The sequence below is a fragment of the Agrobacterium sp. DKPNP3 genome (assembly GCF_052686535.1).
In genome coordinates, this window is record NZ_JBQYSN010000087.1 from 1 (window position 1) to 22,036 (window position 22,036).

Here is a 22,036-nt window from a genome sequence, read left to right on the forward strand (position 1 = left end):
GACCAGGCGCACCGGTTAAAGATGGGCAACCCTATCCTGCTGCGCGGGCGCGATGCGCCTGCCAACCATCCGGAAGCCTACGCAACGGCACATGGCAAGCTGGTCGCCATTGGCGAAATCGGCGAAGGCGAGTTTCGCCCGAAGAGGGTTTTCGGCTGAGTCGGACCGCCGCGCGTTTGCCGACGCGTGGCGGAGCGCTGTCAATCGCCTCTTTCCATTGCACCCGGAATAGTTTATAGGCAGCGCCAGCTTGGGCTTTGCCTTTGCTTTTCATGGCCAGAGCTGGACGACATCCCGGCTCTAGGCGTCCCGTTTTCCTTAAAACTGAAAGGATCGTCCGATGTCGATTACTGCAGAGCGTAAAGCCGCCCTCATCAAGGAATATGCAACGAAGGAAGGCGACACCGGTTCGCCGGAAGTTCAGGTCGCTATCCTTACCGAGCGGATCAACAACCTGACCGGTCACTTCAAGGACCACAAGAAGGACAACCACTCCCGTCGTGGCCTTCTGACGCTGGTTTCGAGCCGTCGTTCGCTTCTCGATTATCTGAAGAAGAAGGACGAAGCCCGTTACTCCAAGCTGATCGGTGCTCTCGGCATTCGCCGCTAATAACTTCTCCGGCGGGTTTCGCAACGATGCCCGCCGGTTTTTGTATCCGGTCTTTTGAGGCCGCATAAATTTCCGGGCGTTTGCCGCTGATGTGGCCCCCGGACGATAAGGGCGATCCGGATGGGCCGGCGCCGCCTTTTTCAACCGCAGACCTGTCATGGGGCAGGATTGCCGGATGCTTGCTTGTCGAAAGCCTCCCGCTGTCTTGCCCGTGATTGAGTCACTGCGCTGCCACCGCCGGCACGATGCCGGAGCGGCAGCCACAACCAAGGACAAGATATGTTCAATCAACACTCCGTGGAAATCGAATGGGCAGGCCGCCCGCTGAAGCTCGAGACCGGCAAGGTCGCCCGTCAGGCTGATGGCGCCGTCATCGCAACCTACGGCGAGACCATGGTTCTCGCGACTGTGGTTTCCGCAAAGTCTCCGAAGCCGGGCCAGGATTTCTTCCCGCTGACCGTCAACTATCAGGAGAAGACCTACGCAGCCGGCAAGATCCCCGGCGGTTACTTCAAGCGCGAGGGACGTCCGAGCGAAAACGAAACGCTGGTTTCGCGCCTGATCGACCGCCCGATCCGTCCGCTCTTCCCTGAAGGCTACAAGAACGACACGCAGGTTGTCGTCACCGTTATCCAGCACGATCTGGAAAACAACCCTGACATTCTCTCCATGATCGCCACATCCGCGGCGCTGACGCTTTCCGGCGTTCCCTTCATGGGCCCGGTTGGCGGCGCACGCGTTGGCTACATCAACGGAGAATACGTTCTGAACCCGCATCTTGACGAGATGGATGAATCGGTTCTGGACCTCGTCGTCGCCGGCACGCAGGACGCCGTCCTGATGGTGGAATCGGAAGCCAAGGAACTGAACGAAGACGTCATGCTCGGCGCGGTCATGTTCGGTCACCGCGGTTTCCAGCCGGTTATCGACGCTATCATCAAGCTCGCTGAAGTTGCCGCCAAGGAGCCGCGCGAGTTCGAACCGGAAGATTTTTCCGCGCTCGAAAACGAGATGCTCGCCCTTGCGGAAGCTGAACTGCGCGACGCTTACAAAATCACCGAGAAGGCCTCCCGCTACGCCGCCGTCGACGCCGTCAAGGCGAAGGTGAAGGCGCACTTCCTGCCGGAAGAAGGCGAAGCCAAGTACACGCCGGAAGAAATCGGCGCCGTCTTCAAGCACCTTCAGGCCAAGATCGTTCGCTGGAACGTTCTCGACACCAAGAGCCGCATCGACGGCCGTGACCTGTCGACCGTTCGCCCTATCGTTTCCGAAGTCGGCATTCTGCCCCGCACCCACGGCTCGGCTCTCTTCACCCGCGGTGAGACCCAGGCGATCGTTGTTGCTACCCTCGGCACCGGCGAAGACGAACAGTATGTCGACAGCCTCACCGGCATGTACAAGGAACGCTTCCTGCTGCATTACAACTTCCCGCCCTACTCGGTCGGCGAAACTGGCCGCATGGGTTCCCCGGGCCGTCGCGAAATCGGCCACGGTAAGCTCGCATGGCGCGCGATCCGTCCGATGCTGCCGACTGCCGAACAGTTCCCCTACACGCTGCGCGTCGTTTCCGAAATCACCGAATCCAACGGCTCATCGTCGATGGCAACGGTTTGCGGCACCTCGCTGGCACTGATGGACGCAGGTGTTCCGCTTGCCAAGCCGGTTGCGGGCATCGCCATGGGCCTGATCCTCGAAGGTGACCGTTTCGCGGTTCTCTCCGACATTCTCGGTGACGAAGACCACCTCGGCGACATGGACTTCAAGGTTGCAGGTACCGCCGACGGCATTACCTCGCTGCAGATGGACATCAAGATCGCCGGTATCACCGAAGAGATCATGAAGATCGCTCTGGAGCAGGCACAGGGTGGCCGCAAGCACATTCTCGGCGAAATGGCCAATGCCATCACCGAGAGCCGTGGCCAGCTCGGCGAATTTGCGCCGCGCATCGAAGTGATGAACATCCCGGTCGACAAGATCCGTGAAGTCATCGGCTCCGGCGGCAAGGTCATTCGCGAAATCGTCGAAAAGACGGGTGCGAAGATCAACATCGAGGACGACGGCACCGTCAAGATCGCTTCTTCTTCCGGCAAGGAAATCGAAGCGGCTCGTAAGTGGATTCACTCCATCGTTGCGGAACCGGAAGTCGGTGCGATCTACGAAGGCACGGTTGTCAAGACCGCCGACTTCGGCGCTTTCGTCAACTTCTTCGGCGCCCGTGACGGCCTCGTCCACATTTCGCAGCTCGCTTCCGAGCGCGTTGCCAAGACTTCCGACGTCGTCAAGGAAGGCGACAAGGTCTGGGTCAAGCTGATGGGCTTCGACGAGCGTGGCAAGGTTCGCCTGTCCATGAAGGTTGTCGACCAGGAAAGCGGCAAGGAAATCGTTGCCGACAAGAAGAAGGAAGACGGTGAAGCCGCTGCCGAATAAGGCCGCGCCACCAGACCCTATTGAGGCGCGGGTTTTGCCCGCGCCTTTTTTCTATTTCATCTTGAGGACGCTCCCATGAGCCGCGACGCTGTTAAAACCCTGTTCCACCCTTTTGCTGCAGAAATGCTCGACATGCCGAAAGAGGGCGAACGCGTTCTGTTTCTGGGAGCGGAGGCGGGTCCGCGGCTTGAGGGCTTCAATGCGGAGATCGTCGCGGTTCAGCATCTTCGCCCGCTCTATCGCGCCCTTCAGGCGCAGGGCGGTGATGTCGCGCCGGATATTTCCGGTGAGGATTACGATGCGGCATTGCTGCTGTGTGGCAAACATCGCGGTGAGAACGAAAATCGCGTCGCCGAAGCATTGTCACGCGTGAAGGCCGGCGGGCTGATCGTTGCAGCCGGCTCCAAGGAGGACGGCATCGTCACGTTGCGCAAGACGCTGGCAAAACTCGGCATCGAAGCGGAATCGACGCCGAAATATCATGGCGTTGCCCTCTGGTTCAGGCGCCCGGAAGATGCCTCCGCCATTGTGGCAAAACTCGCGCAGAAGCCGGTGACGGTGGAAGGTCGCTTCACCGCCCTGCCCGGCATGTTTTCCCATGACCGCGTGGATGATGGCTCGGAGCTGCTCGCATCGCGTCTGCCGACTGATTTTGACGGCAATGCAGCCGATTTCGGTGCTGGCTGGGGCTATCTTTCCATCATGCTGGCCGAGAAGTCGCCGCGCACGGCGCGCATCGATCTGTTCGAAGCCGACTGGAACGCGCTGGAATACGCCAAGACCAATCTTCTCGAGAACAATCCGCGGCTGACGACACGCTTCTTCTGGCAGGATTTGGCCAATGAGCCGCCGAAGGAGAAATACGATCTCATTATCATGAATCCGCCTTTCCATGCAGCCGGACAGGCGGCGGAACCGGCGCTTGGCCAAGCCTTCATCAAGGCCGCAGCAGGGGCGCTGCGCAGCGGCGGCAAGCTGCTGATGGTCGCCAATCGCGGCCTGCCCTATGAGCCGGTTCTGGCCGCCGAATTCCGCACGACTGCCGAAGTGTGCCGCAACGCCCGCTTCAAGATTCTGAGCGCCCAGAAGTAATCAAATCAGCTCAGCAGCCAGGCCCATAGCGACACGGACAGAACGCCGGTCGCTGTGGAGATGCTGATCGTGGAGGCCGCGACACTGTGGCCGATACCGAACCGGTTGGCGATCAGCCAGGCATTTACACCCGTCGGTACCGATGAGGTGAGCACCAGCGCTGCCGTCCATTCGTGGCTAAGGCCAAGCGCATGGCCGATGGTCCAGACACAGGCGGGCAACAGCAACAGCTTGAAAACGGTCATGGTGACGGCGATGCCCATATTGCCGCGGATGGTATATTTTGTCAGGGCCATGCCAAGCGAGATGAGCGCTGCCGGCCCGGCCATGGACGCGACCTGATCAACCACGGTTTTGAGAATGGGCGTCAAGGGCACGCCGGAGACATTGGTCGAGAGGCCGATGGCAAGGCCGATGACCAGCGGATTGGTCACGAGGTTGCGGCCGACCTGTTTGAAGACAGCAGGCACGCTGCGCTTTTCGCCGCCGACGGCCTTATGCGTGGCGTTCTCCATCAGGATTGTCCCTGCAATCATCATCACAGGCAGATGGATAGCGAGCAGGATTGACAGGGCAACCAGCCCCTCATCACCGACAGAACGACCGACCAGCGGCAGGCCGATGAAGATATTGTTGGCGAAGGCCGATGAAATGCCGGCAATCACGGCAATGCGCCCATCCTGCCTGAATACGTAACGGGTGACGATATGCCCGGCCGTCCAGGTAATGGCCACGCCGGCGAAATAGGTGATCCAGAGCAGGAACGGTGATGCCCCGTGAAAATTCGCCTCCGCCAAGGTGCGAAAGATCAGCGTCGGTACTGCGATCTTGAACACGAAGTCGCTGAGAATATCGCCCGCATCCGCCCTGAACAATCCGGCCTTAACGGTGAGCCACCCAATCAGGATGAGAATAAAGATGGGGGCAACATTCGCGGCAACGGCAGACATGAAGGAAAAGCTTTCGCGGCTTCTGCGGGGAGACACTCCGCTTTAGAGCCTTTTCGGCCGGAATGGAATCAGGAAATATGAGCGTCTTGCTTCTAGCTGAACGGCACGCGTGATGGATGGCATGCCTGTTGCCTTCGAAGTGAGCGGCATGCCCGCCGAAATCGAGAGAGGAGGCATGGCATAAAAGAAAAAGCGGGGTCGCCCCCGCCTTTTGTCCGTTATGGACCGCCAGTACATCCGTGGCGGAGATAACGGTCGAGCCAGAAGACCTTCATGCCTTCCATGCCGGCAAGAGTTCCTCACCGGTGCTCTCAAGGAACAGATAGCTCACTCACGTGACGGGAAGATGACGGTTCTGGCCAGCTCCTCAAGCGGCATGGCATCCTTTGGGCTTTTCTTGCCGCGAGAAATGTTTAAGACCATCAGAAACAACGCCTCGTGCGAACCGGATAGGGCCCATGACGAAATTCGACGTACTGACTGTCGGCAATGCCATCGTCGACATCATTTCCCGCTGCGATGACACGTTTCTCAACGACAATGCGATTACCAAAGGTGCGATGAACCTCATCGACGCGGAGCGCGCGGAGTTGCTTTATTCGCTGATGGGGCCGGCACTCGAAGCCTCCGGCGGCAGCGCCGGCAATACGGCGGCAGGTGTGGCGAATTTTGGCGGCAGGGCTGCCTATTTTGGCAAGGTGGCGGAAGATCAGCTTGGCGAAATCTTCCAGCACGATATCCGCGCCCAGGGCGTTTATTTCGAAACCAAGCCGGAAGGCACATTCCCGCCGACCGCGCGTTCGATGATCTTCGTGACCGAAGACGGCGAACGCTCGATGAATACCTATCTCGGCGCCTGCGTCGATCTCGGCCCGGAAGATGTTGAAGATGATGTGGTGGCGCAGACCAAGGTCACCTATTTCGAAGGTTACCTGTGGGATCCGCCACGCGCCAAGGACGCGATCCGCGAATGTGCCCGTATTGCACATGAAAACGGCCGCGAAGTTTCCATGACGCTTTCCGACAGTTTCTGCGTCGGCCGTTACCGTGACGAGTTTCTCGATCTGATGCGCTCCGGCACAGTGGACATCGTTTTCGCCAACAAGCAGGAAGCGCTTTCCCTTTACGAAACCGACGACTTCGAGCTTGCGCTGACCAGGATCGCCGCCGACTGCAAGATCGCGGCGGTGACGATGAGCGAGGAAGGTGCGGTTATCCTGCACGGCACTGAGCGCGTGAAGGTGGAAGCCTATCCGGTACATGACGTGGTCGACACGACGGGTGCGGGCGATCTTTTCGCCGCCGGTTTCCTGTTCGGCTACACCCAGGACAGGTCACTGGAAGATTGCGGCAAGCTTGGCTGCCTTGCGGCTGCCGCCGTCATCCAGCAGGTCGGGCCGCGCCCCATGTCATCGCTGAAGGCGCTTGGCGAGAAGCACGGCCTTATTTGAAGGCTTCACCGGGATAAGCACCCCAGATTTCGCCCTGTGACACCCAGCCCGAGGCCTGACCGGCCTCGGCGCGGCACCAGTCACCGTTGCATTCGCCGATCCGGAAGACCACACCCGGCTCAAGCCGTGCTACGACGGCAGCGCCGGACTGCGCTTCGCGGCGCATGTTGACATAGACTTCCTTGCCCTTACCGCGCATCCATGGGGCAGCAACAGCCGTGCGCTCTCCCGACAGCAGCGCCTGATTGACCCAGCCCTCAGTGCCGTCAGCATCGCGAATGCGGCGCCAGTTCTCATATTCCTGGATAATTTCGACCGGCATGCCCGATTTCATGTACATCCAGGACACGGCATAATCCGTGCTCGGTCCGATGCGCATGTTGACGCGTTTGGATTTCAGGCTGACAAAACGCGGCAGAGGCAAGCCGCTCGCGCCCTTAGCCGCGCCTTGGGCAACGGCCTGGCCTGCCACACCGGACAAGCCCAGAGACAATGCAATGCAAACGATAGATACCACACTGCGCATGCCCATTTCCGTTTCCCGCCTTCTGCAAATCGGATGATATCCAAGGGGGCGTGTTTCCCCATGCCTCAAGATGCGGCGAGTTTTATTTGTCTTCGCCGTTGGGTCTGGTAGAAACGCCCTGATTGAAAGAAATTATCGCTCTTTCTGGTTAATGACTTCTGAACAAGGCAGCGGCAAACGATGACCCACAAGAAGAGACCGACAGTCTATATCACCCGCAAATTGCCTGATGTCGTCGAAACCAGAATGCGCGAACTGTTCGACGCGGAACTCAATATTGACGACACCCCGCGCAGTGAGGAAGAACTGGTCGCCGCCATGCAGCGGGTAGACGTGCTCGTGCCGACGGTTACCGACCGTGTCACCGCTGCGATGATCGAGCAGGCTGGGCCGCAGCTGAAGCTGATCGCCAGCTTCTCCAACGGCATCGACCACGTGGACGTGGACGCCGCAGCCCGTAAGGGCATCACTGTGACCAACACGCCCAATGTGCTGACCGAGGACAGCGCCGATATTACGATGGCCCTTGTGCTCGCCGTACCGCGCCGCTTGATCGAGGGCACACGCGTGCTTGCCAATGGCGCAGACGAATGGCTCGGCTGGTCACCGACGTGGATGCTGGGGCGGCGTATTTCCGGCAAGCGTATCGGTATTGTCGGGATGGGCCGCATCGGCACGGCGGTGGCGCGGCGCGCCAAGGCTTTCGGGCTTTCCATTCACTATCACAACCGCAAACGCGTCAATCCGGCCACCGAGGCGGAGCTTGAGGCGACCTACTGGGACAGCCTCGACCAGATGCTGGCGCGCGTGGATATCGTGTCCGTCAACTGCCCTTCGACGCCGGCGACCTATCACCTGATTTCGGCACGGCGGCTCGCGCTGATGCAGCCGACGAGCTACATCGTCAATACGGCACGCGGTGATATCATCGATGAAGCAGCGATGATCCAATGCCTGCGCGAGGGCAAGATCGCCGGCGCTGGGCTGGATGTTTACGAGAATGAGCCTGCGGTGAACCCCAAGCTCATCAAGCTTGCCAAGGAAGGCAAGGTCGTACTGCTTCCACATATGGGTTCCGCGACAATCGAAGGCCGCATCGAGATGGGCGACAAGGTCATCATCAATATCCGCACGCTGTTCGATGGCCACCGTCCGCCGAACCGGGTGTTGCCCGGCCGCAGCTAGGCCCTGAAACAGAAAGGGCTCATTTAACAGCCCTCACGGCTCTTGCCTGACCACGCTCATCGAAAAGTCGCTTCAGCCGAGGATCTTCGTCATCTCGATCGAGGTCGTGCGATCATATCCCGCATGGGCGTTTTCTGCCGTCTTGACGAAACCCCAGTCCCCAAACTTTGCATGATTGGCGACAAGCTCGATCCGGGTTTCCAGCCGTAGCGCCGGCAATGCCAGTTCACGGGCCAAGGTCTCGGCTTGCGCCAGCAACATTTTACCGATGCCTTTTCCCTGTGCGCTCGGGGAAACGCACAGCTTGCCGACATAAAGGCAAGCGGGTGGCTCCGGCCTGCAGAAAAGGCAACCTAGTAACTCATTCCCGTCCAAAGCCACGAAAGCAACCTCCGCCCTTGCCTTTTCAGCAAGATTATCAGGCGTCAGGCGATGGGCTGAAGATGGCGGGTCGATGACGCCATCCATGTAAGCGAAGGACGTCATGATAAGCGCCAGCAATTCATGCCAGCGGCCGAAGTCGTCACCGATTCTTTTGATCTCCATCATGTTTTCTTTGTTCCCTGCCGCCGCTTGTATCGCACCGTTTCGAAACGTGCCGACAGGGCGTCATAAAGGAGCAGACGCCCAATCAGCGGTTCGCCGGCACCGGTGATCAGCTTTATCGCCTCCATGGCCATCAGCGTGCCGACAACGCCCGTCAGCGCACCGACAATCCCTGTTTCCGCACAATTTGGAATAAGACCTTGCGGCGGCGGCTCAGGAAACAGGTCACGATAGCCGGGCAGCAAGGCGCCTTCGTCATTTGTCTCATAGGGCTTCAGTACCGTCACGGAGCCATCAAAACGCCCGACCGCGCCGGTCACCAGCGGCCTTCTTGCCATTTCTGCCGCGTCGGCTGCAGAATATCGCGTGTCGAAATTGTCCGATCCGTCGATCAGGAGATCGAAGGATTGCAAATGATCGTGCGCCCAGACCTGCGAAAAACGATCTTCAAAGACGATGGTACGCACATGCGGATTTAGGCGTGCGATGGCCTTGCGCGCACTTTCCGTCTTCTGCTCGCCAATCGTTCCGCTATCATGGATCACCTGGCGCTGAAGATTCGAGAGAGACACGACGTCATCGTCGATCATGCCGAGTGTGCCGACGCCGGCGGCCGCGAGATAATGAAGGACGGGCGCCCCTAGACCACCCGCCCCGATGACCAGGACGCGCGCGCCCTTCAGCCTTTGCTGGCCTGCGCCGCCGATCTCCGGCAGCAGGATGTGGCGTTTGTAGCGTTCGATTTCTTCCGGGCTCAGCGGGTCCATGTCGCACTCCCTCTCTTTGCGTTCATGCGGTGATGCTCCCGTGGGATACATTGAAGAATTGCGCCCGCTCGCCAAGGGCGGAGAACATGGCCGCATCCGTTCCAGTCATGAAACTCTGTCCCCCCAGCGCGTGGATGAGATCGAACAGGGCCGCCCGCCTGCCCTCGTCCAGATGAGCGGCAATCTCGTCCAGCAGCAGAACCGGCGCATAACCGGTCATATTGGCTGTCAGCTGCGCATGCGCGAGCACCAGCCCAACCAGCAGCGCCTTCTGCTCCCCGGTCGAACAGCGTTCGGCCTCCATATCCTTTTCCGCGTGGCGCACGAAGAGATCGACACGGTGCGGCCCATCAAGCGTGCGCCCGGCGGCTGCGTCCCGGTAGCGACCTTCACGCAGCATCAAGCCATATTCGTCTTCCAGATCGACGGCGGGGCGGTTGAGGCCATCATCCATAAAGCCGGAAAGCGACAGCGTCGCAGACGGGAAGGCCGCATCGCCCGTTCGCCGTTCGATCAGACTCCGGAGCAGACCGAGCATCTCATAACGGGCAACCGCCATGGAGATGCCGAGTTCGGCCATCTGCTTTTCGATACCGTCGAGCCAGACCGGGTCAAAGCGGCCTTCGGAAAGCAGCCTGTTACGCCCACGCATCGCTTTGTCGAAATCGCTGGCGCGTCGGCCATGGGCGGGATCAAGCGACAGCACGAGCCTGTCAAGGAAACGCCGGCGGTCAGACGATGAGCCGGTAAAAAGGCCGTCCATGGCAGGGGTGAGCCACAGGACGCGCAGATGATCGGTCAATTCATCGACGGATTTGACGGGCGTGCCGTTCAGCCTCAGCCGGCGCGACACCACCTCTCCATCGCCTTCAATTCCCGTGCCGATTGCGACCTCGCCATCCATGCCCTCGACATCGGCAAAGATCGAAAACCCGTTTGCCTCTGCACCCACGCGGGTGACGTCGGACAGGACTGCGCGGCGAAGTCCGCGTCCGGGCGACAGAAACGACACCGCCTCCAGAAGGTTGGTCTTGCCGGACCCATTGTCGCCGGTCAGCACCACATGGCGGTCATCCAGGGAAAGCGATGCCGCCGCATAATTGCGGAAGTCCGTGAGTTTCAGGCGGGAAAGCGAGACCTTGTTCGTCATGGTTACGGCCTAAAACGAAGCTGCCCCGATGGCAAGGCGGCTCTTGTCCATGTTTATTGCCAAGCGCCGAAACCATGCAAATTATTCAGTAGTGGCAACTTTTTTAGCGGGCGGCTATTTATAGCCGGTTCGTTATCACCGGTAACCCTTCCATGCGTCTCCTTCTGTCTCTTTTCATCATGCTCGGCCTCCTTTCCTCCTGCGCCGGACGGCCGGGAGCGGACGTTCTGCAAGCGGTCGACACCAGAGCGAAGGATGCTAAAATCGTGACCGCCTATGTGGCAAGCACGCGCGAAAAAAGCGAAGAGGCCAAAAAGGGCTTCAGTGCGCTGAGAGCGGCCGAACCGAATTATGCCCGCTTCGACATTTCGATACCGCCCACCCACAAGAGCGGAAAAATTGAGTGGTCGACCGGAAAACCCGACGCGAAGAAAGATTTTGTCGTCACGCAGGCGCAGATGTTGAGCAAGGCTCGTTTCAACGATGACCTCGGAGATATCACCCGCTCCGGCAAGCAGATCGCGCTTTTCGTGCATGGCTATAATTACAGCTATCAGGAAGCGCTTTTCCGGGCAGCGCAGATGGCAGCCGATGCCAATATGGATGGCGTGCCGCTGGTCTTCTCTTGGCCGTCACAGGCGAATGTCGCGGGCTACGTTGCCGACAAGGAATCGGCGACCTATTCCCGCGATGCGCTTGCCAATCTCCTAACGGATCTCACACGCCGTTCTCCGCGCAAGAACATCGTCGTTTTTGGTCACAGCATGGGTGGCTGGCTGGTCATGGAAGCGCTGCGCCAGTTGCGTTTCGAGGGACGAAACGACGTTATCGCCAAGCTGCAGGTAGTGCTTGCCGCACCCGATATCGATGCCGATGTCTTCCGCACACAGATCGAGGTGGTTGGCCGGCTCAACCCGCCGCTTACCGTTCTGGTCTCCAAGGATGACCGTGCTCTCAAAGCCTCTTCCATACTCGGCGCAGACGTGACGCGAATCGGCGCACTTGACGTTACGGATCCCAAGGTACAGGAAGCCGCCCTGAAAGAAGGCGTTCAGTTCGTTGATATCTCCAAACTGAAAGCCTCAGACCCGCTCAATCACGACCGCTACGCCGCCTTGGCGGCGCTCGTGCCGCAGCTGGAGTCAAGCCGCAACGGCAATGGACAAAACGGCATCGGTCGCGCGGGCGCTTTCGTGTTCGATGCTATCGGCGCAACCGTGTCCAGCCCCTTTCGGCTTGCCAGCCAGGTGGTGAACCCGCAGTGAATTTACCGCGGTTTGCCCAAAGGGTTCAGAAGTCCCAGTCTTCGTCCTCGGTCGCGACCGCCTTGCCGATGACGTATGACGAACCGGACCCCGAAAAGAAGTCGTGGTTCTCATCTGCATTGGGCGAGAGCGCTGAAAGGATCGCCGGATTGACCCGGCAAGCCTCGGCGGGAAACAGTGCCTCGTAACCCAGATTCATGAGGGCCTTATTGGCGTTGTAGTGCAGGAACTGCTTGACGTCTTCGGTCAGGCCGACGCCATCATAGAGGTCCTCGGTATATTTCGCCTCGTTGTCGTAAAGCTCGAGAAGCAGGTCAAAGGCGAAATCCTTGATCTCCTGCCTTTCGTTTTCATTAAGGCGGTCTACCGCCCTTTGGAACTTGTAGCCGATATAATAGCCGTGCACGGCCTCATCGCGGATGATGAGGCGGATCAAGTCCGCCGTGTTGGTAAGCTTTGCGCGGCTTGACCAGAACATCGGCAGGTAGAAGCCGGAATAGAACAGGAAGCTCTCCAGAAACACGCTGGCGATCTTCTTCTTCAGTGGATCGCCGCTGTCATATTCTCGCATGATGAGCCCGGATTTGCGCTGCAGGAACTCGTTTTCCTCCGACCAGCGATAGGCATCATCGACGTCAGGCGTGGAGCAGAGGGTCGAGAAGATCGAAGAATACGAGCGAGCATGCACGGCCTCCATGAAGGAGATGTTCGAAAGCACCGCCTCCTCATGCGGTGTTGCGGAGTCCGCCATCAGGCGCACCGCGCCGACACCATTCTGAATGGTGTCGAGCAATGTCAGGCCGGTGAAGACACGGATCGTCAGTTTCTGTTCTTCCGGTTTCAGCGTTCCCCAGGAAGGAATATCGTTGGAAAGCGGCACCTTTTCCGGCAGCCAAAAGTTCGAGGTCAGGCGGTTCCAGACTTCGAGGTCCTTGTCGTCTTCGATGCGGTTCCAGTTGACCGCTCGGATACGGGACACGGGTTTTACGGCGATGTTCATTGTCTTGTCCCCCTAATCAGAGCGTGCAGGAAACGCAGCCCTGAACCTGCGTGCCTTCCAGCGCCATCTGGCGCAAACGGATGTAATAGATGGTCTTGATGCCCTTCTTCCAAGCATAGATCTGTGCCCGATTGATATCGCGGGTCGTGGCCGTATCACGGAAGAACAGCGTCAGCGACAGGCCCTGATCGACATGCTGGGTGGCTGCCGCATAGGTGTCGATGATCTTTTCCGGTCCAATTTCGTAGGCGTCCTGATAATACTCAAGATTATCATTTGAGAGATAGGAAGCCGGATAATAAACGCGGCCAATCTTTCCCTCCTTACGGATTTCAATCTTGGAAACGATCGGATGGATGGAAGATGTGGAGTGGTTGATATAGGAGATCGAGCCTGTCGGTGGCACGGCCTGAAGGTTCTGGTTATAGAGGCCTGATGCCATGACCTCCCCCTTCAAAACATTCCAGTCTTCCTGCGTTGGAATGGCGATGCCGGCCTTTTCGAACAAGTCGCGGACCTTTTCCGTCGCCGGCAGCCATTCCCGTTCGGTATATTTGTCGAAATATTCGCCCGAAGCATATTTGGAGTTTTCGAAGCCCTTGAAGCTCTGGCCTCTCTCCATCGCCAGCCGGTTGCTGGCGCGGATAGCGTGATAGGTCACGGTGTAGAAATAGATATTGGTGAAATCTATGCCTTCTTCGGAGCCATAGAAGATGCGCTCGCGCGCCAGATAACCGTGCAGGTTCATCTGACCGAGTCCGATGGCATGGCTTTCGTCGTTGCCCTTTTCAACAGACGGAACGGAGGAAATGTGGCTCACGTCCGACACCGCCGTCAGTGCCCTGATGGAGGTTTCAATGGTCTTGCCGAAATCGGCCGAATCCATTGCCGCGGCGATATTCAACGAACCGAGATTGCAGGAAATATCCTTGCCCATGTGGCTATAGGAGAGATCGGCATTGAATGCGCTCGCTTCGCTGACCTGCAGGATTTCCGAGCAGAGATTGCTCATACTGATGCGACCGGCAATCGGATTTGCCCGATTCACCGTATCTTCGAACATGATATAGGGATAACCGCTCTCGAACTGGATTTCGGCGATGACCTGGAAAAATTCGCGCGCCTTGATCTTCTTCTTTCGGATGCGGCTGTCGGCGACCATCTCGTGGTACTTTTCCGTCACCGAGATTTCGGTGAAGGGCACCCCATAGACCCGCTCCACATCATAGGGCGAGAACAGATACATTTCCTCGTTGTTGCGGGCGAGCTCGAAGGTGATGTCTGGGATGACAACGCCGAGCGACAGGGTCTTGACACGGATTTTCTCGTCCGCATTTTCGCGCTTGGTATCGAGGAAGCGCATGATATCCGGGTGGTGGGCGTGCAGATAGACCGCGCCGGCACCCTGACGCGCACCAAGCTGGTTGGCGTAGGAAAAACTGTCTTCCAGCAGCTTCATGACGGGAATAACGCCGGACGACTGGTTTTCAATCTGCTTGATCGGCGCGCCGAATTCGCGAATATTGGTCAAGGACAGCGCCACGCCACCACCGCGTTTAGAAAGCTGCAGCGCCGAATTGATGGAGCGGCCGATGCTTTCCATATTGTCTTCCACGCGCAGCAGGAAACACGAGACCAGCTCACCGCGGCTCTTCTTGCCAGCATTGAGAAATGTTGGCGTTGCCGGCTGAAAACGGCCGGAAATGATCTCTTCGACCAGATCGCGGGCAAGCTGCTCGTCACCCCGCGCAAGAGCCAGCGCCACCATGCAGACGCGGTCCTCATAACGCTCCAGATAACGTTTCCCGTCGAAGGTCTTCAGGGTGTAAGAGGTGTAGTATTTGAACGCACCGAGGAACGTCGGAAAGCGAAACTTCCGCGCATAGGCCTTATCATAGAGATCGCGCACGAAATTGAAGGAATACTGGTCCAGCACCGCCTGCTCGTAATAGCCCTCCGTCACCAGATAATCGAGCTTTTCCCTAAGGTTATGGAAAAACACCGTATTCTGATTTACGTGCTGGAGGAAATATTGACGGGCAGCGAGCCGATCCTTGTCGAGCTGGATTTTTCCGTTCTCGTCATAGAGGTTCAACATCGCGTTCAGTGCGTGGTAGTCCAAGCCCGCATCAAGCGGCTTCTGGCTTGCGGCTGTTGGCTGTTTGGTATCATTGCGCAATGCGCTAGCGGTCAGCGTGTCCAAAATCGGTCCAATCCATGTTTGACGTTGGCGACGTCTTCTTCCGTTCCGAGAAGCTCAAAGCGATAGAGAAACGGCACGGCGCATTTGCGCGAGACGATATCTCCGGCGGATGCGAAGGCAGCGCCAAAACTGGTGTTTCCCGCCGCAATGACGCCGCGGATGAGGTTGCGGTTGGAGGGCTCGTTCAAAAACCGGATCACGGGTTTCGGCACTGCCCCTTTGGTGCCGCCGCCGCCATAGGTTGGGGTGACGAGCACATAGGGTTCCGACACGTGCGGTACATCCTCTTCAGCGCCGAGCGGCAGGCGAAGCAACCGCCGCCCCAGTTTCAGAAGGAAACGATGAGTGTTTTCAGAACGGCTGGAATAATAGACGATCAGGCTCATCGCCCGCCGCCTCAGCTGATCGCGCCGATCATATCCGGCCGGAAACCCGCCCAATGGCGTTCGCCGGCAACGACTACGGGAACCTGCATGTAGCCGAGGCCACGGACGTGGTCGAGCGCCTCCGCATCTTCGGAAATGTCAATATCTCATAGGGAACGCCGATACGGTCGAGGGCGCGATAAGTGGCGGTGCATTGGACGCAGGCGGGTTTACTGTAAACGGTGACGGTCATAATTTCCCTCTCGAAGCCAATTTTGGACGCGGCAAAGCCTTGCCGATTGCAATCGCAACCGGACGGTGATGGTTCTGTCATTCAGGTGATGATTGGTGTTTGAAAGTTCGTGCGATCCGAATGAAAACAGATTGATTTTTCGGGCACGCTTCAAGCACCAGAAGTCGCTCCCTACGCTGAGGAGCGTAGCAACTTAAAAATATGCACTGGCATGACTTCACCCCGAAGCTTGTTATGGAGGGGGCAGAAAAGGGCGCACGCAAGTCATTTGCGCGATACACCTTCCTCCGGACACCCCGCCCGTGGACGTTTGCGCTCAAGGCAGGTCTCCTGACTTGCGGGTCACAACATTCATTCCGGCCTTCCCGAAGCTTTCAGCCCCAGTGACTCAAATCGGAACGATGCTCGCCGCTTACAGTTGCGGGGGCAGTTTCGGCCTTGTTCCGCCTCAATGGCGTAACGCACCGAATTCCCGTCTTAGCTCCCAACCCTTGCGAATCGGAAGAACCTTGAACACTAGATATAGTATATGAGGAAATCCTGCCGTCAACCAGTAGACGACGCGAAAGCTGGCCCCTGTGGATCAAAAAGATTCATTGCAGAGCGACAGCCGCTAAACGGCGCGAAACACGTGATGTTCGGGGAACGTCGATCTATTCCCAGATGTCGATGTGGATATCGGCCGGGCGGGCGTTTTCAATCACCCGTTTTCCATTCGGAAGATCGTTCTCGAAAAGCTTGGCGTGAATCTGAGCCGCATCGAGGCCAAAGCCCAGCCATCTGTCACGCAGTCTCTGTTCCAGAACGGTCACGGAAGGTCCTACAAAGACACTCAAATCAAAATGGTCGGATAGCCTTGTCCAGGGCGCTTCGTTGAGCAGTAGATAATTGCCCTCAGCCAGAATAAAGCGCGTTTCAGGCGCGATGGCACGGGCAGAGGCGATGGCGATTTCTCGGGAACGATCGAAAACCGGCACCAGCACTTCCTGCCCGCCCTGCCGAACGGCAGAGACGATATCCAGAAAGCCACGGACATCGAATGTTTCCGGCGCACCCTTCCGCGGCAAAAGCCCCCGCTCTTCAAGGATGCCATTATCCATATGGAAGCCGTCCATGGGAAGCACGGCGGCCGTTTCGCCACGTGCGATGAGAGCATCACACAGGGCATCCGCCAGCGTGGATTTGCCGGCCCCTGGGGGGCCGGCAATGGCAACGATGAAACGGGACTGGCCCTTTGCCCGTCGAAGAACGTCTTCAACGATCGTTACGAGCTTCAACGTCATGCGGCGAGCGTTTCCTTCGGCGCTTCCTTGGCGCCGGTCATGAAGGCGACTGCGTCGGACATCGAATAATCCTTCGGATTGATGACGCAGAGGCGCTTGCCCAACCGATGGATATGAATGCGATCCGCCACCTCGAACACATGCGGCATGTTGTGCGAAATCAGGACGATCGGCAATCCACGGGCGCGGACGTCGAGGATGAGCTCAAGGACGCGCCGGCTTTCCTTGACGCCAAGAGCGGCTGTCGGCTCGTCAAGAATCACCACCTTCGAGCCGAAAGCGGCTGCGCGTGCTACGGCTACACCCTGCCGCTGGCCGCCGGAGAGCGTTTCCACCGCCTGATTGATGTTCTGGATGGTCATCAATCCAAGTTCGGAGAGCTTGTCCCGCGCGAACTTTTCCATGGCCGGCCGGTCAAGGGCACGAAAAAGGCTGCCGGCTATGCCGGGCTTGCGGATTTCGCGGCCGAGGAACATGTTGTCGGCGATCGACAGGGCTGGTGAGAGTGCGAGGTTCTGGTAGACGGTTTCGATACCGGCCTTTCGCGCTTCGATCGGTGAGCGGAACTGCACCGGCTTGCCTTCGAGCCTGATCTCCCCTTCGTCGGGCGTCACCGCGCCCGAGATTGCCTTGATGAGCGAGGATTTGCCAGCGCCGTTATCACCGATGACGGCAAGAATTTCACCGGGATAGAGATCGAAATCGGCATTGTCGAGTGCGGTCACGCGTCCGTATCGCTTGACGAGATTGCGTGCCGTGAGAATGGGTTCGCGTGCCATCAGCCTGCTACCTTTCTGATCCACTGGTCGATTGCAACAGCCAGGATGATGAGGACACCGATCAACAGATAGGTCCATTGCGGGTCCGTACCAATCAGTCTCAAGCCGAGCGAGAAAACGCCGACAATCAGCGCGCCAAACAGCATGCCCATGATCGAGCCGCGACCGCCGAAGAGCGAGAGGCCGCCAATCACGACAGCGGTGATGGATTCGATATTGGCGAACTGTCCGGCCGTTGGCGATACCGAGCCGATGCGGCCGATCAATGCCCAGCCTGCGAAGGCGCAGATGAGCCCCGAAAGCGTATAAACCGTCGTCAGCATGCGCTTGACGTTGACGCCTGCAAGCTCGGCCGCATCCGGATCGTCACCAACAGCGTAGAGGTGGCGGCCCCAGGCGGTGCGGTTCAGCACATACCAGAGGAGGGCAACGAGCAGCACCATGGCGATGACGCCGTAGGTAAAGACGGCACTGCCGAGGCGCAGGTTGTTCCCGAAGAACTGGAGGATGGGTGCCTGCTGCGCAATATCCTGAGCGCGGATGGTTTCATTCGCAGAGTAAAGGAAGTTGGTGGCAAGAACGATCTGCCACATGCCGAGCGTCACGATGAAGGGCGGCAATCGCATGCGCGACACGAGGATGCCGTTGACGAAGCCGCAAAATGCCCCAACAGCCAGTCCGCAGAGAATGGAGAGTTCCGCCGGCAAGCCGTAGCGGAAGGTGAATTGCCCCATGATGACCGAAGACAGTACCATGATGGCGCCGACGGACAGATCGATGCCGGCAGTCAGGATGACGAGCGACTGCGCCGCACCGACGATACCGACAATGGCCACCTGCTGAAGAATGAGCGTCAGCGAAAAGGCAGAGAAAAATTTGCCGCCCAGCGTGATGCCGAACACTATTAGCGACAGCACCAGAACAATCAGCGGGACAGCTGCAGGACTGGAGTGCAGAAAATGCTGGAATTTTTCGAGCAGGCTCTTGTCGTGCGTATCGAAAGCGGCGACCTGGGTCGAGCTTCCGGACAGCACATTTTCAAATTCATTATGCGGTTGGGTCCGCACTGGCTGATCGCTCATGGATTTTCCTCCCGATCGCTTCATCACATTTGCCCTGGAAGCATAACCGTTCTGCAGCGGGCCTTGTGTCGATTCAAACTGTTGAGAAGCGGACTCCGTCGACCCAGGGGCGCGCCCTGCGTCCACTCATCTGGATCACGCCTCATTCACTTGAGGCTGAAAGCGGGGGCAAAAAGCCCCCGCCTGCGTCAGATGCGAGGCATCAGCCCCAGCACTTCTTGAGGCCTTCCTTGGTATCGATCGAGTCGAGACCCTTCACCGGCTTGTCCGTCACCAGCGTCACGCCCGTGTCGAAGAAGGTCTTGCCAGCTGTCGGCTTTGGCTTTTCACCGGTGTCAGCAAACTTCTTGACCGCCTCGACGCCCAGTGCCGCCATGGCCAGCGGATATTGCTGCGACGTCGCACCGATCACGCCTTCGGCCACATTCTTTACGCCCGGGCAACCGCCGTCGACCGAGACGATCAGAACATCCTTTTCGCGACCGACTGCCTTCAGCGCTTCGTAGGCGCCGGCAGCTGCCGGTTCGTTGATGGTGTGGACAACGTTGATGGTCGGATCTTTCTGCAGCAGATTTTCCATCGCTGCACGGCCACCTTCTTCGTTACCGTTGGTGACATCATGGCCGACGATGCGGGGATCGTTCTCATCGCCGATCTTGTTGATGTCCTTCACGTCGATGCCGAAGCCCTTCATGAAGCCCTGGTTGCGAAGCACGTCGACCGTTGGCTGGGAGGGGGTGAGGTTGAGGAATGCGATCTTCGCATCCTTGGCCTTGTCGCCAAGCGTGCCGGCTGCCCATTTGCCGATCAATTCGCCAGCCAGCAGATTGTCCGTTGCGAAGGTGGAATCGGCGGCATCGACGGGTTCAAGCGGCGTATCGAGCGCGATCACCAGAAGCCCGGCATCCCGTGCCTTCTGCACGGCAGGTACGATGCCCTTGGTGTCCGAAGCGGTAATCAGGATACCCTTGGCGCCGTCGGCAATGCACGTTTCGATCGCTGCCACCTGGCTTTCGGAATCGCCATCGATCTTACCGGCATAGGCCTTCAGCGTAACGCCCAGTTCCTTTGCCTTGGCGGTGGCGCCTTCCTTCATCTTGACGAAGAAGGGGTTGGTATCGGTCTTGGTGATGAGGCAAACGGATGTGTCGGCGGCAGATGCAGCGGAAGCGAAAGAAACGCCAAGCGCAAGCGCGCCCAGAAGAGCGGAAACAGTGGTCTTCATGAGATCCTCCCAATGGATATTTGAGTACCTTTACGGTTACCCGACGATCCCGTCTCCTCCGAGATCGACGACCGTTGACGCAGATGGAACCACCAAAGGAACCGGCTGTCAATAAATAAATCCGATTGAATTATTAATTCTGTATGGCATTCTGTCAGCGGCAGGGAGGACAATCGCCACGTCGGTTAACGTTTGCGATAGCAAGATTGCCATAAAGCCTGATCTATCGGTCGCGACAGATAGTGCGGGCGGGAGGATGACATATGAGACACTCTGTTGAGACGGCGCCGCCAGCGCCGCCGACCCCCATGGATATTAGCGGCGGTGCCAATCAGGTTGGCGTGCGCGCTTATAATGAGCGGCTGGTGCTGTCTCTGGTCCGCCGCCATGGCGCGCTGTCGAAAGCCGATATTGCAAGACTTTGTGGGCTGTCGGCGCAAACGGTCTCGGTCATCATGCGTTCGCTTGAGAAGGACGGCCTTCTTATTCGTGGTGAGCGCCTGCGCGGTAAAGTCGGGCAGCCTTCGACGCCGATGCGGCTCAACCCGGATGCCGTGTTTTCGTTTGGTGTGAAGATCGGTCGGCGCAGCGTCGATCTTGTCCTCATGGACTTCGTTGGCCGGATAAGGCTCAAGCTGCGCAGGACCTACCCCTACCCCCTGCCGGAATGGATATTGCCCTTCGTCATCGACGGAATCGCTGAGCTTGAATCGCAACTGTCGCCGCTCGAACGGGAGAGAATCGCGGGCGTTGGTATCGCCGCCCCATTTGAACTTTGGAATTGGGCTCAGGAAGTGGGTGCGCCGCCAATTGAGATGGAGCGGTGGCGCGGCGTCGATATAAGATCGCAGATTGCCGAAGGCGTCAGCTATCCAGTCTTCCTGCAAAACGATGCCACGAGTGCCTGCGGTGCCGAGCTGGTTTTTGGCGCTGGCCAGAATTATCCGGATTTTCTTTACGTCTTCATCGGCTCCTTTATCGGTGGCGGTGTCGTCCTGAACTCGGCGCTTTTTTCCGGGAAGACTGGAACCGCTGGCGCAATCGGCCCGCTGCCCGTCCAGGGCCAGGATGGTAATACCGTCCAGCTCCTGAAAATCGCGTCGATCTTCGTCTTGGAAAACATGTTACGGGAAAGAGGCATCGATCCGCGGCCGCTTTGGTTCTCGCCTGATGAGTGGATCGATTTCGGCGAACCTCTTGAGAGTTGGATCAGGAAGACGGCTGCCGCACTGGCTCAGGCTGTTATCGCGGCGGCCTCCATTATCGATTTCTCCAGCGTCATCATCGATGGCGGCTTTCCGGATTGGGTGAGGGCGCGCATTGTCGCCGCCACCCAGGCCGCTCTGAAACATCACGATCTACAGGGCGTCACGATGCCCGAAATCGTCGAGGGTGCGGTCGGCAGCCAGGCAAGAGCGATCGGCGGCGCCAGTCTGCCGCTTTTCTCTCGATACCTCATTGATCAGAATGTGCTCTTCAAGGATACCACGGGTTGACCGCTGCTTCTGCCGGACGAGTTGAGCGCCTCCGCTCTGATGCCCGCTTGGCGCAAAGCCGCTACCTGATCGACCATCAACGCGATGAGGGGCGATACGATCAGGCCCATACCATCGCGCGCCAGTGCCGGAATCTGATAGCAAAGCGATTTTCCGCCGCCTGTTGGCATCAACACGAAGGCGTTGTTCCCCGCCATCACATGCTCGATGATCTCTGCCTGCCGTCCGCGAAATGCATCATAACCATAGACGGTCTTGAGGATGTGTAATGGCTGAGCTTTCACGTCTTTTTCCGCGGTTCAAGGGCGTCGCATCATCCGGTTTTTGGCGCTCATTGCAATGCGTGGCGCTTCATTTTTGGAGTTTGTATTTTACGTTGAT

19 protein-coding genes, 3 pseudogenes and 1 riboswitch are annotated in these 22,036 nt (G+C 58.3%); of the genes and pseudogenes, 8 read left to right on the plus strand and 14 right to left on the minus strand.

Annotated features, from left to right (window positions below; all coding sequences use genetic code 11):
• The 4 genes and pseudogenes from truB to ACUTJJ_RS19790 form a co-directional block, all read left to right on the plus strand.
• Positions 1-159, plus strand: a pseudogene (truB, locus tag ACUTJJ_RS19775) (tRNA pseudouridine(55) synthase TruB); the annotation flags it as partial.
• Positions 160-340: 181 nt separating this feature from the next.
• Positions 341-610 carry a 30S ribosomal protein S15 gene (rpsO, locus tag ACUTJJ_RS19780; protein ID WP_003492949.1) on the plus strand — a complete coding sequence of 90 codons (270 nt, stop codon included), beginning with the start codon at positions 341-343 and terminating at the stop codon, positions 608-610.
• A gap of 279 nt (positions 611-889) precedes the next feature.
• Entirely contained in the window at positions 890-3,037 is a 2,148-nt protein-coding gene (gene pnp / locus ACUTJJ_RS19785; protein ID WP_063949330.1) for a polyribonucleotide nucleotidyltransferase, read from the plus strand.
• 75 nt (positions 3,038-3,112) lie between these two features.
• Complete coding sequence (locus tag ACUTJJ_RS19790) at positions 3,113-4,129, plus strand: class I SAM-dependent methyltransferase (RefSeq protein ID WP_445543190.1); 1,017 nt, start codon at positions 3,113-3,115, stop codon at positions 4,127-4,129.
• 5 nt (positions 4,130-4,134) lie between these two features.
• Here ACUTJJ_RS19790 and ACUTJJ_RS19795 read toward each other — a convergent pair whose 3' ends face one another.
• Entirely contained in the window at positions 4,135-5,079 is a 945-nt protein-coding gene (locus tag ACUTJJ_RS19795; protein WP_445543191.1) for an AEC family transporter, read from the minus strand.
• 458 nt (positions 5,080-5,537) lie between these two features.
• Between ACUTJJ_RS19795 and ACUTJJ_RS19800 the strand changes: the two genes are divergently transcribed.
• Positions 5,538-6,530, plus strand: a complete 993-nt coding sequence (locus ACUTJJ_RS19800) for an adenosine kinase (RefSeq protein ID WP_445543192.1) — start codon at positions 5,538-5,540, stop codon at positions 6,528-6,530.
• On the opposite strand, the gene ACUTJJ_RS19805 is transcribed toward ACUTJJ_RS19800, so the two are convergent.
• Positions 6,523-7,056, minus strand: coding sequence for an SH3 domain-containing protein (locus tag ACUTJJ_RS19805; protein WP_063949785.1), 534 nt, complete (start codon positions 7,054-7,056; stop codon positions 6,523-6,525). The two genes, ACUTJJ_RS19800 and ACUTJJ_RS19805, sit on opposite strands and share 8 nt — an antisense overlap.
• Positions 7,057-7,236: 180 nt before the next feature.
• On the opposite strand from ACUTJJ_RS19805, the gene ACUTJJ_RS19810 reads away from it, so the two are divergent.
• Positions 7,237-8,241 carry a 2-hydroxyacid dehydrogenase gene (locus ACUTJJ_RS19810; protein WP_404494393.1) on the plus strand — a complete coding sequence of 335 codons (1,005 nt, stop codon included), beginning with the start codon at positions 7,237-7,239 and terminating at the stop codon, positions 8,239-8,241.
• A 72-nt stretch (positions 8,242-8,313) separates the two neighbouring features.
• On the opposite strand, the gene ACUTJJ_RS19815 is transcribed toward ACUTJJ_RS19810, so the two are convergent.
• The 3 genes from ACUTJJ_RS19815 to recF are packed head-to-tail and all read right to left on the minus strand — an operon-like array spanning position 8,314 to position 10,704.
• A complete protein-coding gene (locus tag ACUTJJ_RS19815; protein ID WP_445543193.1) occupies positions 8,314-8,790 on the minus strand; it encodes a GNAT family N-acetyltransferase in 477 nt (158 codons plus the stop codon).
• Positions 8,787-9,554: a molybdopterin-synthase adenylyltransferase MoeB gene (locus ACUTJJ_RS19820; RefSeq protein WP_445543194.1), complete on the minus strand. Its 768-nt coding sequence runs from the start codon at positions 9,552-9,554 to the stop codon at positions 8,787-8,789. Before ACUTJJ_RS19820 ends, ACUTJJ_RS19815 begins: the two co-directional genes overlap by 4 nt.
• 22 nt (positions 9,555-9,576) lie before the next feature.
• Positions 9,577-10,704 carry a DNA replication/repair protein RecF gene (recF, locus tag ACUTJJ_RS19825; RefSeq protein ID WP_445543195.1) on the minus strand — a complete coding sequence of 376 codons (1,128 nt, stop codon included), beginning with the start codon at positions 10,702-10,704 and terminating at the stop codon, positions 9,577-9,579.
• A 152-nt stretch (positions 10,705-10,856) separates the two neighbouring features.
• Between recF and ACUTJJ_RS19830 the strand changes: the two genes are divergently transcribed.
• Positions 10,857-11,969 carry an alpha/beta hydrolase gene (locus ACUTJJ_RS19830; RefSeq protein WP_445543196.1) on the plus strand — a complete coding sequence of 371 codons (1,113 nt, stop codon included), beginning with the start codon at positions 10,857-10,859 and terminating at the stop codon, positions 11,967-11,969.
• Between the two features lie 25 nt (positions 11,970-11,994).
• Here ACUTJJ_RS19830 and nrdF read toward each other — a convergent pair whose 3' ends face one another.
• From nrdF to ACUTJJ_RS19870, 8 genes and pseudogenes are all read right to left on the minus strand, one after another.
• Positions 11,995-12,969, minus strand: coding sequence for a class 1b ribonucleoside-diphosphate reductase subunit beta (gene nrdF, locus ACUTJJ_RS19835; RefSeq protein ID WP_445543197.1), 975 nt, complete (start codon positions 12,967-12,969; stop codon positions 11,995-11,997).
• 16 nt (positions 12,970-12,985) lie between these two features.
• Positions 12,986-15,148 (minus strand): class 1b ribonucleoside-diphosphate reductase subunit alpha, encoded by a 2,163-nt coding sequence (gene nrdE / locus ACUTJJ_RS19840; protein ID WP_445543198.1) that lies wholly within the window; start codon positions 15,146-15,148, stop codon positions 12,986-12,988.
• Between the two features lie 11 nt (positions 15,149-15,159).
• Positions 15,160-15,558: a class Ib ribonucleoside-diphosphate reductase assembly flavoprotein NrdI gene (gene nrdI, locus ACUTJJ_RS19845; protein ID WP_404494397.1), complete on the minus strand. Its 399-nt coding sequence runs from the start codon at positions 15,556-15,558 to the stop codon at positions 15,160-15,162.
• 11 nt (positions 15,559-15,569) lie between these two features.
• Positions 15,570-15,790: pseudogene (gene nrdH, locus ACUTJJ_RS19850) on the minus strand (glutaredoxin-like protein NrdH).
• 303 nt (positions 15,791-16,093) lie between these two features.
• Positions 16,094-16,317: riboswitch (cobalamin riboswitch) on the minus strand.
• Positions 16,318-16,443: 126 nt separating this feature from the next.
• A complete protein-coding gene (locus ACUTJJ_RS19855; protein WP_144576267.1) occupies positions 16,444-17,073 on the minus strand; it encodes a nucleoside triphosphate hydrolase in 630 nt (209 codons plus the stop codon).
• Entirely contained in the window at positions 17,070-17,852 is a 783-nt protein-coding gene (locus tag ACUTJJ_RS19860; RefSeq protein WP_063949317.1) for an ATP-binding cassette domain-containing protein, read from the minus strand. The genes ACUTJJ_RS19855 and ACUTJJ_RS19860 overlap by 4 nt, the downstream gene beginning before the upstream one ends.
• Complete coding sequence (locus ACUTJJ_RS19865) at positions 17,852-18,934, minus strand: ABC transporter permease (RefSeq protein ID WP_063949316.1); 1,083 nt, start codon at positions 18,932-18,934, stop codon at positions 17,852-17,854. The genes ACUTJJ_RS19860 and ACUTJJ_RS19865 overlap by 1 nt, the downstream gene beginning before the upstream one ends.
• Before the next feature lie 202 nt (positions 18,935-19,136).
• Entirely contained in the window at positions 19,137-20,159 is a 1,023-nt protein-coding gene (locus ACUTJJ_RS19870) for a sugar ABC transporter substrate-binding protein (RefSeq protein ID WP_063949315.1), read from the minus strand.
• Between the two features lie 263 nt (positions 20,160-20,422).
• On the opposite strand from ACUTJJ_RS19870, the gene ACUTJJ_RS19875 reads away from it, so the two are divergent.
• Entirely contained in the window at positions 20,423-21,655 is a 1,233-nt protein-coding gene (locus ACUTJJ_RS19875) for an ROK family transcriptional regulator (protein WP_063949314.1), read from the plus strand.
• 17 nt (positions 21,656-21,672) lie between these two features.
• On the opposite strand, the pseudogene ACUTJJ_RS19880 reads toward ACUTJJ_RS19875, so the two are convergent.
• A pseudogene (locus ACUTJJ_RS19880) lies at positions 21,673-21,939 on the minus strand (DEAD/DEAH box helicase); the annotation flags it as partial.
• Between the last annotated feature and the right edge of the window lie 97 nt (positions 21,940-22,036).